We start from the raw sequence: 13,595 nt of genomic DNA, 5'->3' as shown, positions 1-13,595 counted from the left end.
CCTCCCGCCCGCGCCGGCGGGAAGGCTCCCGCCGCGGGCCTTCCCGTGGTGCGACCACCGCCAGGGGCCACGTGCTCGCCACGGTTCGGCAGGAGCAGGCCAGGGGGTCAACAAACGGGCCACAAAGTCTCCACTTCCCCCGTCGATGATGAAGCCGTGGCCGCAGTCGGCCCCCATCCCGTACGGCCCGCCGAGGAGACGCCATGGCCCCCGTGACCCACCACACCGCACCCACCCAGTTCGTCGAGGCGGACGGTGTCCGGTACGCCTACCGCAGGCTCGGCACCGGCGGCCCGGCGCCGCTGGTCATGCTCCAGCACTTCACCGGCAACCTCGACAACTGGGACCCCGCGCTGGTGGACGCCCTGGCGGCGGAGCGCGAGGTCGTCCTCGTGGACTACCCCGGGGTGGCTTCCTCCACCGGTACACCGGCGAAGACCGTCGCCGAACTGGCCCGTCAGGTCATCGACTTCACCGTCGCCCTCGGCCTGGAACGCATCGACCTCCTGGGCTTCTCACTCGGCGGTTTCGCCGCCCAGGACGTGGCGCTGGTCCGCCCCCGGCTGGTCCGCCGCCTCGTCCTGGCCGGCACCGGCCCGAAGGGGGCTCCCGGGATGCACGGCTGGCGCAAGGACATCGAGACCCACGCCCGCGCCGAGGTGCCCACCGGCGAGGACCTGCTGTACATCTTCTTCGCCCCCACCGAGACCAGCCAGGCCAAGGGGGCCGAATTCCTCGGCCGGTTCCTGGCCCGCACCGAGGACCGGGACGTGCCCAGCAGCCTCGCCTCCCGCGACGCCCAGTACGACGCCGTACTGGAGTGGGGTGTCCCGGACCACTCCGCCCTCCAGCGGCTGACCGGCATCCAGGCGCCCACCCTGATCCTCCAGGGCGACGACGACCTGATGATCCCCACCAAGGTCAGCCACCTGATGGCCGGTCTCATCCCGGACGCTCGCATCCGCATCTACCCCGACGCCGCGCACGCCTCGCTGTTCCAGTACCCGCAGGAAGCGGCCGCGGACGTCAACGCGTTCCTCGGCTGACCCACCGCACACGCACCAGGAGAGACACCGTGTCCGATCTGCTCAGCACCGTCCTCGACGCCCACGGGGGCCGCGCCCGCTGGGAGGAGGCGAGCGAGATCCACGCCCGCCAGTTCTTCGGCGGCGCCCTGTGGGCGATGAAAGGCCACCCGGGTGCCCTGAACGACGTGGACGTGACCGTCGGCCTGCGCCGCCAGTACGTCCGGCAGGAGCCCTTCTTCCAGGACGGCCACCACACGTCGTTCACGGCGGACCGGGTGGCGGTCGAGGACGCCGACGGCGGGACCGTCGAGGAACTCCTCGACCCGCGCGCCTCGTTCGCGGGGCACGACCTGATGACCCCGTGGAACCGGCTCCAGCTCGCCTACTTCTCGGGCAGCGCGATGTGGACGTACCTGGCCGAACCCCTCTCCCTGACCTTCCCGGGGGTGCGCACCGAGGAGATCGGCACCTGGACCGAGGACGGCGAGACCTTCCGCCGCCTGCGCGTGGTCTTCCCGGACGACATCGCCACGCTCAGCACCGAGCAGACCCTCTACGTGGACTCCTCCGGGCTGATCAGGCGGCGTGACTACAGCGTCGGGATCGCGGGCTCCACGCCGGCGGCCCACTACGTCTCCGGACACCAGGAGGTCTCCGGCCTGGTGATCCCGACCACCCGCATGATCTACAGCCGGGACGAGAAAGGGCAGAAGGTGCCCGACCCGCTAGTGGTCTCCGTCCGGCTGGAGAACGTGACGGTCTCCTAGCCCTGTCCGCGAAGTCCCTCTCCAGTCCCCCGTCGTACGCCGCCGGCCTCCTCCCCCCGTGGGCCACGGCGTACGACGGGCCCCGGTGCGCGACGGCGGCCGGGCAGCACAGCCAGAAAGGCGAAACCACCATGAGCGGCATCTCGGCGGCGTCCTCCGGGACGTTCACCCTCGGCGGCGAGCTGGAAGTGAACCGGCTCGGTTACGGGACCATGCAGCTGACCGGCTCCGGCGTCTGGGGCCCCTTCCCCGACGAGGAGCGGGGCGTGCGCGTGCTGCGGCGCGCCGTGGAACTGGGCGTGACACTCTTCGACACGGCCGACTCCTACGGTCCCGGCGCGGCGGAGGAACTGCTGCGCAAGGCCCTGCACCCGTACCCCGAGAACGTGGTGATCGCCACGAAGGCCGGTCTGACCCGCCCGGGTCCGGGACAGTGGCGGTCCGACGGGCGCCCCGCGTACCTGCGACGGCAGGCGGAGTCCAGCCTGCGCCGGCTCGGCCTGGAACGCATCCCGCTCTTCCAGCTCCACCGCATCGACCCGGCCGTGCCCTTCGAGGAGCAGATCGGCGTCCTCGCGGAACTGCGCGCCGAGGGGAAGATCGCGCATGCCGGGCTCTCCGAGGTGGGCGTGGACGAACTGGAGCGGGCCCGCGCGATCGTGCCGATAGCCTCCGTGCAGAACCTCTACAACGTGGCCCAGCGCGACTCCGAGGACGTCCTGACGTACGCGGAGGCGAACGGGATCGCCTTCCTGCCGTGGTTCCCGCTGGCCACCGGCCGGCTCGCCGAACCCGGCGGCCCGCTCACCCGGATCGCCGGCCGGTTGGGCGCCTCCCCGTCCCAGGCGGCCCTGGCGTGGCTGCTGCGCCGTTCCCCCGTCGTGCTCCCGATCCCCGGCACCTCGTCGGTGGACCACCTGGAGGACAACGTGGCGGCCGCCGCGCTGGAGCTGTCGCAGGCCGACTTCGAGGCCCTGAGCCACCCGTTCACCCAGGGCTGAGCACGCCCGGCCCCGAGCCGGACCCCCCCGATCCCGTGCGGGCCGGGGCCGGCTCCGGCGTCCCGTCGGGCGCCCTCCTGGAACGGCGTCGGTCGTCCCTCGACCAACTAAGACGACCGGTCATATTTACACGGCGATGTGAGAGCCGAACAGCGCGACACTCCGCCGACCGGCCCGATTCCCCTGCCCATCCCACCCCTTTCATCTGCTCAAGGAGCGCACCATGACCGCCTCGACGAACCGCCCGACCGTCGCCGTCGCCTACCACTCCGGTTACGGACACACCGCGGTGCTGGCCGAAGCCGTCCAGCGCGGCATCGTCGGAGCCGGGGCCGACGTGGCCTTCGTGAACGTCGACGACGTCAGCGACGAGCAGTGGCAGCAGCTGGACGACGCGGACGCGATCATCTTCGGCTCCCCCACCTACATGGGCGGCGCCTCCGCCGGCTTCCACGCCTTCGCCGAGGCCACCAGCCGCCGTTTCATCGAGGGCCGCTGGGCGGACAAGCTCGCCGCCGGTTTCACCAACTCCGCCTCCAAGAGCGGTGACAAGAGCAACACCCTGGCCTTCTTCGCCGCGCTGGCCGCGCAGCACCAGATGCTCTGGGTCAGCCTGGGCCTGGCCCCGGGCTGGAACAGCACCACCGCCTCGGAGAACGACCTGAACCGTCTCGGCTTCTGGGCCGGGGCCGGCGCGCAGACCCCCATGGACGGCGGGACGGACACCGTCCACGCGGCGGACATCGCCACGGCCGAGTTCCTGGGCGCGCGGGTCGCCCGTCACGCGGCGACGATGAGCGCCGGCCGCCGGGCCCTGTCCGTCGCCGCCTGATCCGGGCGGTGGCCCGCCGCGGCCGGCAGGCCACCGCCCGTCCGCCGGAACAACGGCCGCGAGGAGACACCGTGACATCCTCCGCAGTGACGCCCGCGACACCCCGGCCGGTGCCCTCCGGCCCCGCCTCCGAGGGCCAAGAGGGCCGGGGCAGACCACTGGCGACACTGGGCGTGGTCATCGCCTCGATCGCCGTCGCCTTCGGAGCCGGGGCCGGCAGCCCCCTGTTCGTGCTCTACCAGCACCAGTGGGGCTTCCCCGACTGGGAGCTGACTCTCGCGTTCACCGTCTACGCGGTCACCCTGCTGGCCACCCTGCTGGTGGCCGGATCGGTCTCCGACCACATCGGCCGCCGGCCGGTGCTGATCGGCGCCATGCTCCTGCTGCTGGTGACCAGCGCACTGTTCCTCGCCGCCGACGACATCGGCTGGATCATCGCGGCCCGTGCCGTCCAGGGCATGGCGACCGGCGCGGCCACCAGCACCTTCACCGCCGTCATCATCGAACTCGCCAGCCCCCGCCGACGGGCCCTGATGACCGTGCTGACCAGTGCCGCCCCGGTCGGCGGGCTCGCCCTGGGCGCGCTCTTCGCCGGTCTGGCCGTGGAGTTCACCGACCAGCCCACCGAGGTCGTCTTCCTCGGCCTCTCCGTCGTCCTGGTCTACGGCATCACCTCCGTCCTGGCCGCCCCCGAGACGGCGGCCCGCCGCCCGGGGGTCCTGGCCTCCCTGCGCCCACGGCTGAGCATCGTCCGCCCGGCCCGCGGCTGGTTCTGGTCACTGGCCCCGCTCGTCGCCGCCGGCTGGATGTTCTCCGGCCTCTTCCTGGGCCTGGCCCCCTCCTTCGACAGCCAGGTCTTCGGTATCCACAGCGGCGCGGTGAACGGTGCGATCGTCGCGCTGCAGCCCCTGTCCGCGGCCGTCGCCGGCATCGCCTTCGGCCGTGCGACGGCCGCGGCGGCCACCCGCGCGGGCGCGCTGCTGCTCCTGACGGGCGCCGTCCTCGCCGTCGTCGGCGTCGCGGTGTCCAGCCTGCCGCTCGTCGTCGCCGGCGCCCTCACAGGAGGCTCCGGACAGGGGGCCGCGTTCGGCTCGTCCCTGCGCATCCTCGGCCCCACCGCGGACAACGCCCACCGCGGCGGCCTCTTCGCCGCGGTCTACCTCATCGCGTACACCGCGTACGGGGCACCGGTCCTGCTGGCCGGCCTCGCGACCGACTTCGTACCGCTCCCCGCCACGGTGGTCGCCTACGGCGCCGTCGTCGCGCTGCTCGCCGCGACCGCCGCCCTCTCCCTCGCCCGGCGGGCACGCCGTCCGGGCCGCCCGCACCCCGTCCGAGGAGGCTGACATGCCGTGCGTGAACGTGAAGGAACGCCTGATCGAGCACGCCGAGGACGCGTTCCGCCGCAAGGGGGTCGACGCGGCCGGCGTGCAGGACATCACCGAGGCGGCGGGCGTGCCCAAGGGGTCGTTCTACGACCACTTCGCCAGCAAGCAGGACCTCGCGGCCGAGATCGTCGCGCGCTACGCCAGGGCCACCTACTTCTCCGCGCTGAGCGACGAGGGCCCCGCCCTGGACCGGCTGCACCGCCATCTCACCGGTCAGATCGACCGCATCCGCGCGTCGGGCGTGGAGTTCGGCTGTCTCCTCGGCACCTTCGCCGGCGACGGCACCACCGCGGGACGGCGGGTGCGCGAGAGCGTGCGCGACGCGCTGGGCGGCTGGGCCGGGGCGATGACCCGGACGATCGCCGAAGGCCAGGCCACCGGGGAGATCACGGCGGACCGGCCGCCCGCCGGCCTGGCCGTCTTCCTGCCCGATCTCCTGGAGGGCGCCACACTGCGGGCCAAGGCCACCGGGGACCAGTCCTCCGTCGCCGACGAGGTCCGCATCGCCCTGGACGCGCTGCGCGCCTGACCTCCCGGCAGCGACGTATGTCATGCTCCTCGCACATACCCCGATGTCGGGTACGGGGCACATCCACGGTCCAACATGTGAAGGCGGCTCGTGAACACATGTGTTCCTTGGATAGTCTCAGGGTGTACCAACCGCGCACACCCGGCCGTCCTGGGCCGGTTCGGCGCCGGCGGACGGAATCCGGGGCACACCACCGCACGGGTCCGGGTCCGGCCGCCCGCCGGACAGGGGACGGCCCGCGGCTGCACTATGAGGAGGATCGGCCGTGGCACGCACGACACTGACCGTGAGCCAGGACGGCACCGGGCACCACCGCAGCATCGGGTCCGCCCTGTCCGGCGCCCGGGCCGGCACGATCATCCGGGTCCGGCCCGGTGTGTACGCCGAGAGCCTCACCGTCCGCGCGCAGGTCACGATCGTGGCGGACGGGCCCAGGGGATCGGTCGAACTGGCCCCGCGCAGCGGCACGGCCGTGACGCTGGCCGCGGATGCCGTCCTCCTGACCGACCTGGTGCTGCGCGGCAACGACGACGACCTGCCGGTGGTGGACGCGGTGCGCGGCCAGATCGCCCTGGACGGCTGCGAGATCTCCGGCTCCGCCTGGACGGCGCTGCTCAGCCGGGGCAGCGGTTCGCTGGCGATGCGCAACTGCCGGGTCACCAACCCGGAAGGGGCCGGGGTGGTGGAGACGTCCTCCGCGGGCAGCGTCCTGGAGGACTGCACCCTGGAACACATGGGCACCTCCGCCGTGGTGATCAGCGAGGACGGCCGGGCCGTCATCCGCGACTGCGTGGTCCGGGACGCCCGGGGCAACGGCGTCCTCGCCAACGGCCGTTCCTCCGGGACACTGGAGAACTGCGACCTCTCCGCCACCGACCGGCCGGCCGTCGCCCTGGAGGGCGAGACGACGCTCGGCGTGGCCCGGACCACCGTCCACGACTGCGCGCTGGGCGTCTACGTCGCCAGTTCCGCCCGCACCGAGCTGACCGAGGTCCACGTCCACGACACCGCCGGGCACGGATTCGCGGTGGCCAACCGTTCCGACCCGCAGGTGTCGGGCTGCTCGACCGTCCGCACCGGCGGCAGCGGACTGTTCCTGACCGAACGCGCCCGGGGCCGCTACACGGACTGCGCCTTCGCCGACGCCGCCCAGGCGGCCGTCCATGTGGGCCAGGCGAGCGCTCCCCACCTTTCCGGCATGAAGATCCAGGGCGGCTCCGAGGCCGGGGTGCTGCTCACCGACGCGGCCGAGGCCGACATCGACGGAGCGGACATCACCGGCACCCAGGGGCCCGGGGTGTCCCTGGCCTCCGGCGCCCGGCCGCTGCTGCGACGGGTGCGGGTACGGTCGCCGCGGGCCGCCGGCATCCTCGTCGGCGACCGCGCCAAGGGGCGCTTCGAGAACTGCGAGGTCCAGGGCAGCACCGGTCCCTCGGTCCGCGTCGAGCAGGGCGGCCACCCCCAGTTCGGCGACTGCGCCTTCTCGGGCGCCGGCAAGGCGGGCGTCTCGGTCGCCCGGGGCGGGAACGCCTCGCTGCGCGACTGCACGGTGACCGGCAGCGCCGGCTCGGGCGTCGCCGTGGACGACGGCGGCGACGTCTCCCTGGTCCGGGTGCGGGTCGACGGCACGCGGGCGCACGGGGTCCTCGTCTCGGCCGGCGGCAAGGGCTCGCTCACCGACTGCGTCCTCACCCGCAACACCGGTGACGGGATACGCCTGGACGGGACCGCCCCGATGTCCGTCACCGGCTGCACGGTCCACAGCAACCAGGGCGCCGGGCTGCGGCACACCCGGCCCGGCCCCGCCCTGACCGTGGACCGGCTGGAGAGCTCCGGCAACGGCCTGCCGGACGACTGGCGGATGCCGGAGCTGGCCGCCGGAGCCCCGGCGACCGGGCAGGGCGCGCACTCCCCGCAACCGGGACCCGCCGCCGCGCCGCTGGACGGTCCGTTCGCCGAACTGGACGCCCTGGTCGGCCTGGCCGGGGTCAAGGAGCAGGTCAACATGCTGGTCAGCCTCGGCCGGCTGACCCAGCGCCGCGCCCAGCTCGGCATCCCGGCCCCGCCGATGAGCCGCCACCTCGTCTTCGCCGGTCCGCCCGGCACCGGCAAGACCACCGTCGCCCGCCTGTACGGATCGATCCTGGCCGGTCTGGACATGCTGCCCTCGGGGCACCTCGTCGAGGTGTCCCGCTCCGACCTCGTCGCCCAGGTCATCGGCGGCACGGCCATCAAGACCACCGAGGCGTTCCAGAAGGCTCTGGGCGGGGTCCTGTTCATCGACGAGGCGTACACCCTGCTCTCCGACAGCAAGGGCTCCGGGGCCGACTTCGGGCAGGAGGCGATCGACACCCTGGTCAAGCTGATCGAGGACCACCGGGACGAGGCAGTCGTCATCGTCGCCGGCTACTCCAAGGAAATGGAGAGCTTCCTCACCGCCAACCCGGGCCTGGCCTCGCGGTTCACCCGCACCATCCAGTTCGACAACTACTCGGTCGACGAACTCGTCACCATCACCGAGAACATGTGCACGAACCACAGCTACCGGCTGGCCCCTCTGACCCGAGAGGCGCTGGGCGTGCACTTCTCCCGGATGCGGCGCGACGCCACCTTCGGCAACGGCCGCGCCGCCCGCAAGGTCTTCGAGTCCATGGTGGACCGGCAGTCGCTGCGGCTGGCCGCGCTGCCCGACGCCGGGGAGGCCGACCTGACACTGATGCTCCCCGAGGACGTGGGCGAGGAGGAGGCCGCCCAGCTGCGCTCCGGCTCCGCGGAACCGGGAGACAGCGACGCGCTCGCCACCATCCGCGCCATGACCGGCCTGGAAGCGGTCAAGCGCGAGGTCGGCGGCATCGTCGACCTGCTCTCCGCGTACCGGCAGCGCGCCGCGCTCGGCTTGCCCACCCCCCGCATCAGCCACCACCTGGTCTTCTCCGGCCCGCCCGGCACCGGCAAGACCACCGTCGCCCGTCTCTACGCCGAGCTGCTGCGCTCCTTCGGCGTGCTGCCGCGCGGCCAGCTCGTCGAGGTCGCCCGCGCCGACCTGGTGGGCCGGTACGTCGGCCACACCGCGCAGCTCACCACCGAGGCGTTCCAGAAGGCTTTGGGCGGGGTCCTGTTCATCGACGAGGCGTACACCCTGACCCCGGAGAACTCGCCGCAGGACTTCGGCCGGGAGGCCGTGGACACCCTGCTGAAGCTGATGGAGGACCATCGCGACGAGGTCGTCGTCATCGTCGCCGGTTACCCGGCCGAGATGGGCCGCTTCCTCGACTCCAACCCCGGCCTCGCCTCTCGCTTCACCCGCCGGATCGAGTTCGAGAACTACACGACCGATGAACTGCTGGCCATCGTCGGGGAACAGGCCCGCACGGCCGGATACGTGTGCGCTCCCGCGACCCTGGAGGCGCTGCGCCACCACCTGGAGGCCCTGCCCCGGTCCCGGTCCTTCGGCAACGCGCGGCTGGCCCGCCAGATCGTCGAGCAGATGATGACGCGGCAGGCGGGTCGGCTGGGCGGCGTGACCGACGCCGACGTCGAGACGCTCACCCTGTTGCTGCCGCAGGACCTTCCCTTCGCCGCCACGGCGGTCAGCGAAGCGCCGGCCTGACCCGGGGCGGCAGCCCCGCGCGGGTGGCGCGCGTCCGCCGGCCGGGGAACGGCATGACGACACGCCCCGCGCCGGTCCGCGCGACCCGGGTGACGCCCGTCCGCCGCCGTGCCTCGCGCGCCAGCTCCCCCGCGTACGCCAGCACCAGGGGATGTACGCCGTACCGGTCCGGCCGTACGGGGGTCAGCAGCCGGGCGCGCACCAGTTCGGCGACGGCTCCGGAGACCGTGCGGGCCGGCACCGGGGCGAGTCCGGCCAGTTCCGCGGTGGTCAGCTCGCCCCGCCCGCGCCGGGGCAGGGCCCGGAACAGGCGTGCCGCGTCGGGTCCCAGGGTGCGGTAGGACCAGGAGAACACGGCACGCACCGCGTTGCTCCGGTCGTCGTCGCTGAACACCTCCAGGCTCTCCCCGGCCGCCGCCAGTTCGTCGGCCGTCCGTCGCAGCGGCAGGTCCGGGAAGGTCGCCACCCGGGCGGCCACGATGCCCAGGGCGAGCGGCAGCCGTCCGCAGTGCTCGACGATGTCGGCGACCGCGGCGGCGTCCGTGCCGGGGCGTGCGGCACCCACCCGTTGGAGGAAACACCGGGCCGCCTCCGCCGCGGAGGGGACGTCGAGCGACAGGAGCCGGGCCCCGTTCAGGGTGGCGAGGTCGGTGAGCCGTCGCCGGCCGGTGATCAGTACCGTGCACCGGGACGAGCCGGGCAGCAACAGCCGTACCTGCGCCGCGTCGTGGGCGTTGTCCAGCACGACCAGCACCCGCCGTGTGGCCAGCACGCTGCGGAAGAGCGCCGCTCTGGCGTCCGTCCGGGCGGGGACGCGGGCGGCGTCGACCCCCAGCGCGGCGAGGAAGCCGGCCAGTACCTCGCCGGCGTCCGCCGGGCCGCCCGTCGGGCCGAAGCCGCCGAGGTCGGCGAAGAGCTGGCCGTCGGGGAAGCGCGCGGCGATCCGGTGGGCCACGTGGACGGCCAGGGCGGTCTTGCCGACGCCGGCGAGGCCGTCCACCGCCAGCACGCGCAGCGTCCCGTCACCGTCCGCCGCGAAGCGCTCCGCGTGTTGCAGGACGTCGGCGCGTCCCGTGAAGCAGGGCAGGTCGGCGGGGAGTTGGGCCGGGGCGTGCGGCGCTTCCGGCCCGTCCGCGGCCGGGCTTGCGGGGGCGGGTTCCACCGGGCCGGGGCCGGTGGCCGGGACAGCGGGCTCCTCGGGTCCGCGCAGGATGCGGTCGTGGGCGGCGCGCAGTTCCTTGCCCGGTGACATCCCGAGTGTGTCCCTCAGGTCCACCCGGAAGCGGTGGTAGAGCGTGAGCGCCTCGGCCTGTTTGCCGTCCGCCGTGAGCAGCAGCATCGTCTGGGCCAGCAGCCGCTCGTCGAACGGGTGCCGTTCCGCCGCCTGGCGCGCGGCCAGCAGGACCGCACCGGGCCGGTCGCAGCGCAGCGCGGCGGTCGCGGCCGCCGACACGGCGGCGACGTACTCGTGGTCCACCGCGGCGAAGACCTGGGGGGCCGGGTCCTCGGGCACCACGTCCGCCGCGCACCGCCCCTGCCACTGCTCCAGCGCGGCGACGAACCGGTCCACCGCCTCGCTCGCGTCCCGGGCCGCGCGGGCCTGCTGGACCAGCCGCCGGAAGACGACCAGGTCGAGTTCGTCCGGGCCGACCCGCAGCAGGTATCCGCCGGCCTGGCGGACCAGCCACCGGCCCGGCGCGCGGGCCGGCAGTCCCGGTTCGAGCAGGCGCCGCAGCGCTCCCACGTAGCGGTGCACGGCGTTGGCCGCGCTGCGGGGCGGGTCCTCCTCCCACAGCAGGCCGACCAGTTCCTCCAGGGATACCGGACGCCCGGCGCGGGCCAGCAGCGCCGCCAGGACCAGCCGCTGCTGGCGCGGCCCGGTGGGCAGTTCGGCACCGGCCGCCCACACGCGCACCGGGCCGAGGACGCGGAAGCGGACGCCGGTCGCCGTCTCCCGGTCGGGTCCGTCGGGGGTGGTGTCCCTCGGGTCCATGGTCATGACGGCCTCCGCTCATCGCTCCCGTGCGGCCCGCCGCACCGAGTCTTCGGCGGCCGGGCCCACCGTAGGGCCGCCGTCGCGGGGCGGGCATCGGTCGGATGACTCAACGCCGCCGCTCCCCGTGCGCCGCGCGGAGACGAGTCATGTGACCGATGCGCGGTGGCCCGGCCGGGGCGACGCTGGACCCGGCGGTGCCGGCCGGAGTGCCGGGCGACCCGTCACGTTCCCACTGGTGACACCTTGAGGAGTGCACGCCTGATGATCGGTTCCGAGGACGTCGTGGAGGACGTCGACCTGCTGGTGGTAGGAGGCGGCAAGGCCGGCAAGACCCTGGCCATGGACACCGCGTGGTCCGGCCGGGGGGTGGTCATGGTCGAACGCGGCATGATCGGCGGCACGTGCATCAACGTGGCGTGCATCCCGACCAAGGCCCTGGTCACCAGCGCCCGGCTGGCCCGCCGCGTGGCGACGGCGGAGTCGCTGGGGCTGAACCTCGGCAAGCTGGAGGTCGACCTGCGGCTCCTGCGCTCGCACAAGGAGGGCGTGGTCTCGGAGATGGTCGATCTCAACCACCGCCAGTTCCTCGACAGTGGCATGGACCTCGTCCTGGGCGAGGCGCGCTTCGTCGCGGAGCGCACGGTCGAGATCCGGTTGAACGACGGCGGGCGCCGCGTCGTCCGGGGCGGTGACGTGGTGATCAACACCGGGACCGTGCCGCACCTGCCGGCGGTTCCCGGCCTGGCCGAGGCCGGGGCGCTGAACAGCGAGACGATCCAGCAGCTCGACCGCATCCCGGAGCGGCTGGTGGTGCTCGGCGGTGGTTATGTCGGCCTGGAGTTCGCGCAGATGTTCGCCGCCTTCGGCAGCCGGGTGACCGTGCTCGACCGCAACCTCACCCTGCTGCCCCAGGAGGACCCGGACATCACCGAGGTCCTCGCCGAGTACCTGCGCGAGGACGGCGTGGAGATGCCCAGGGGGGTCTCGGTGAAGGAGGTCGTCCGCGAGACGGGCGGGGTGCGCGTGTTCCTGGAGGACGACCGTTCCCTGGTCGCCGACGACATCCTGGCCGCGACCGGCCGGGACCCGGTCACCGCCGGGCTGGGGCTGGACGCGGCGGGCGTGCGCACCGACGAGCGCGGCTTCATCCGGGTGGACGAGCGACTGGCCACCGACGCGCCGCACACCTGGGCGGTGGGCGACGTGGCCGGCAGCCCGCAGTTCACCCATGTCTCCCTCGACGACTACCGCGTCGTGAAGGAGAACATCGCGGGCGGCAGCCGCAGCACCGCCGGCCGGCTGGTCCCCTGGAACCTGTTCACCGACCCGGAGCTGGCCCGCGTGGGCCTCACGGAGGCGCAGGCCCGCGCCACCGGCCGGAACGTCCGCGTCGCCAAGCTCCCGGTCAAGGCCATTCCCCGCTCCCGTACGCTGCGGGACACCCGGGGTGTGTGGAAGGCGGTCGTGGACCGCGACACCGACGAGATCCTGGGCGTGGCGCTGCTGGGGCCGGAGTCCTCCGAGGTCCTGACCGTGGTGCAGACGGCGATGTGGGCCGGTCTGCCCTTCACCGCGCTGCGCGACGGCCTCATCGCGCACCCGACCATGGCCGAGGGACTGAACGCCCTCTTCACCGCCTGGACGGACTGACCCGGAAGGGGTGGTCACGGAAAAAGTGGCCACCCCCTCGAATTCCGCTCGGCCGGTCAGCCCACGGCTTCGAGTACGGCCGCGCCCGTGGTGTTCCACGCCATGAGCGCGGCCCTGCCGTGTTCCCTGCCCAGCCGGGACAGTGAGCCGGTGCCCAGGACGAACAGCCCTCCGGCGGCGGCCGGCAGACCGAGGTACCGGGCGGTGAGGACGCGCAGGACGTGGGCGTGGGCGACGAGCACCACGTCCGCCGCGTCCGGGGCCGCCAGCCAGGTCTCCACCCGGGCGAGCACCCGGTCGGCCCGCGCGGCGACCAGGTCCGGGCTCTCTCCGTGGCGGCCGTCCGCGGACCCCGGCACTCCGTCGGTCCACAGGTTCCAGTCGGGCCGGGTGCGGTGGATCTCTGCGGTGGTGACGCCCTCGTAGCCGCCGTAGTCCCATTCCCGCAGGTCGTGCTCCTCCCGCAGCCCGTTGAGTCCCGCCAGGGACGCGGTGCGCACGGCCCGTCGCGCCGGACTCACCAGCACCTCGCCGATGCGGCGGCCGGCCAGCAGCGGCTTCAGCGCACGCGCCTGCGCCTCCCCGGCCGGGGTGAGGGGCACGTCGGTGAAGCTGGTGTGTCTGCGCGAGCGGGTCCACTCCGTCTCGCCGTGCCTGATCAGCAGCAGCTCGCCCACCGTGCTCACCTCGCCAGTTCGACGGCGTGGCCGCCGAACTGGTTGCGCAGCGCGGCGATCATCTTCATCTGCGGGGAGTCGTCCTGGCGGGAGGAGAACCGGGCGAACAGGGAGGCG

At 73.6% G+C, this 13,595-nt stretch carries 10 protein-coding genes and 1 pseudogene; 8 read left to right on the top strand and 3 right to left on the bottom strand.

Annotated elements, in window-relative coordinates; translation table 11 throughout:
• Positions 1–203 precede the first annotated feature (203 nt).
• From ACY1JF_RS25210 to ACY1JF_RS25180, 7 genes are all read left to right on the top strand, one after another.
• Positions 204–1,046, top strand: coding sequence for an alpha/beta fold hydrolase (locus tag ACY1JF_RS25210; protein WP_462707527.1), 843 nt, complete (start codon positions 204–206; stop codon positions 1,044–1,046).
• Between the two features lie 29 nt (positions 1,047–1,075).
• Positions 1,076–1,795: a hypothetical protein gene (locus ACY1JF_RS25205; RefSeq protein WP_462707526.1), complete on the top strand. Its 720-nt coding sequence runs from the start codon at positions 1,076–1,078 to the stop codon at positions 1,793–1,795.
• 131 nt (positions 1,796–1,926) lie between these two features.
• Positions 1,927–2,796, top strand: coding sequence for an aldo/keto reductase (locus ACY1JF_RS25200; RefSeq protein ID WP_462707525.1), 870 nt, complete (start codon positions 1,927–1,929; stop codon positions 2,794–2,796).
• A gap of 223 nt (positions 2,797–3,019) precedes the next feature.
• The gene (locus tag ACY1JF_RS25195; RefSeq protein ID WP_462707524.1) at positions 3,020–3,628 is read left to right on the top strand and encodes a flavodoxin family protein; all 609 of its coding nucleotides are present in this window, start codon (positions 3,020–3,022) and stop codon (positions 3,626–3,628) included.
• Between the two features lie 71 nt (positions 3,629–3,699).
• Positions 3,700–4,974, top strand: coding sequence for an MFS transporter (locus ACY1JF_RS25190; protein ID WP_462707523.1), 1,275 nt, complete (start codon positions 3,700–3,702; stop codon positions 4,972–4,974).
• A 1-nt stretch (position 4,975) separates the two neighbouring features.
• The gene (locus ACY1JF_RS25185; protein WP_462707522.1) at positions 4,976–5,545 is read left to right on the top strand and encodes a TetR/AcrR family transcriptional regulator; all 570 of its coding nucleotides are present in this window, start codon (positions 4,976–4,978) and stop codon (positions 5,543–5,545) included.
• A gap of 265 nt (positions 5,546–5,810) precedes the next feature.
• Positions 5,811–9,155 (top strand): right-handed parallel beta-helix repeat-containing protein, encoded by a 3,345-nt coding sequence (locus tag ACY1JF_RS25180; protein ID WP_462707521.1) that lies wholly within the window; start codon positions 5,811–5,813, stop codon positions 9,153–9,155.
• Here the strand turns inward: ACY1JF_RS25180 and ACY1JF_RS25175 are convergent.
• Positions 9,136–11,154: an AfsR/SARP family transcriptional regulator gene (locus ACY1JF_RS25175; protein WP_462707520.1), complete on the bottom strand. Its 2,019-nt coding sequence runs from the start codon at positions 11,152–11,154 to the stop codon at positions 9,136–9,138. The two genes, ACY1JF_RS25180 and ACY1JF_RS25175, sit on opposite strands and share 20 nt — an antisense overlap.
• Positions 11,155–11,412: 258 nt before the next feature.
• On the opposite strand from ACY1JF_RS25175, the gene ACY1JF_RS25170 reads away from it, so the two are divergent.
• Positions 11,413–12,801, top strand: coding sequence for a dihydrolipoyl dehydrogenase family protein (locus ACY1JF_RS25170; RefSeq protein WP_462707519.1), 1,389 nt, complete (start codon positions 11,413–11,415; stop codon positions 12,799–12,801).
• Between the two features lie 56 nt (positions 12,802–12,857).
• Here ACY1JF_RS25170 and ACY1JF_RS25165 read toward each other — a convergent pair whose 3' ends face one another.
• Together ACY1JF_RS25165 and ACY1JF_RS25160 are read right to left on the bottom strand one after the other, a co-directional pair.
• Positions 12,858–13,478, bottom strand: a complete 621-nt coding sequence (locus tag ACY1JF_RS25165) for a histidine phosphatase family protein (protein WP_462707518.1) — start codon at positions 13,476–13,478, stop codon at positions 12,858–12,860.
• A 5-nt stretch (positions 13,479–13,483) separates the two neighbouring features.
• Positions 13,484–13,595, bottom strand: a pseudogene (locus ACY1JF_RS25160) (6-phosphogluconate dehydrogenase); the annotation flags it as partial.

The sequence above is a fragment of the Streptomyces sp. SYSU D01066-1 genome, from assembly GCF_054956795.1.
Note: the sequence above shows the minus strand (reverse complement) of the source record. Positions and strands in the feature narration are given on the sequence as shown.

What these genes read in the sequence shown, in the direction of transcription:
- ACY1JF_RS25210 (WP_462707527.1), top strand. Translation starts at nt 204, where the DNA reads ATGGCCCCCGTGACCCACCACACCGCACCCACCCAGTTCGTCGAGGCG.
- ACY1JF_RS25200 (WP_462707525.1), top strand. Translation starts at nt 1,927, where the DNA reads ATGAGCGGCATCTCGGCGGCGTCCTCCGGGACGTTCACCCTCGGCGGC.
- ACY1JF_RS25195 (WP_462707524.1), top strand. Translation starts at nt 3,020, where the DNA reads ATGACCGCCTCGACGAACCGCCCGACCGTCGCCGTCGCCTACCACTCC.
- ACY1JF_RS25185 (WP_462707522.1), top strand. Translation starts at nt 4,976, where the DNA reads ATGCCGTGCGTGAACGTGAAGGAACGCCTGATCGAGCACGCCGAGGAC.
- ACY1JF_RS25175 (WP_462707520.1), bottom strand. Translation starts at nt 11,154, where the DNA reads ATGACCATGGACCCGAGGGACACCACCCCCGACGGACCCGACCGGGAG.
- ACY1JF_RS25170 (WP_462707519.1), top strand. Translation starts at nt 11,413, where the DNA reads ATGATCGGTTCCGAGGACGTCGTGGAGGACGTCGACCTGCTGGTGGTA.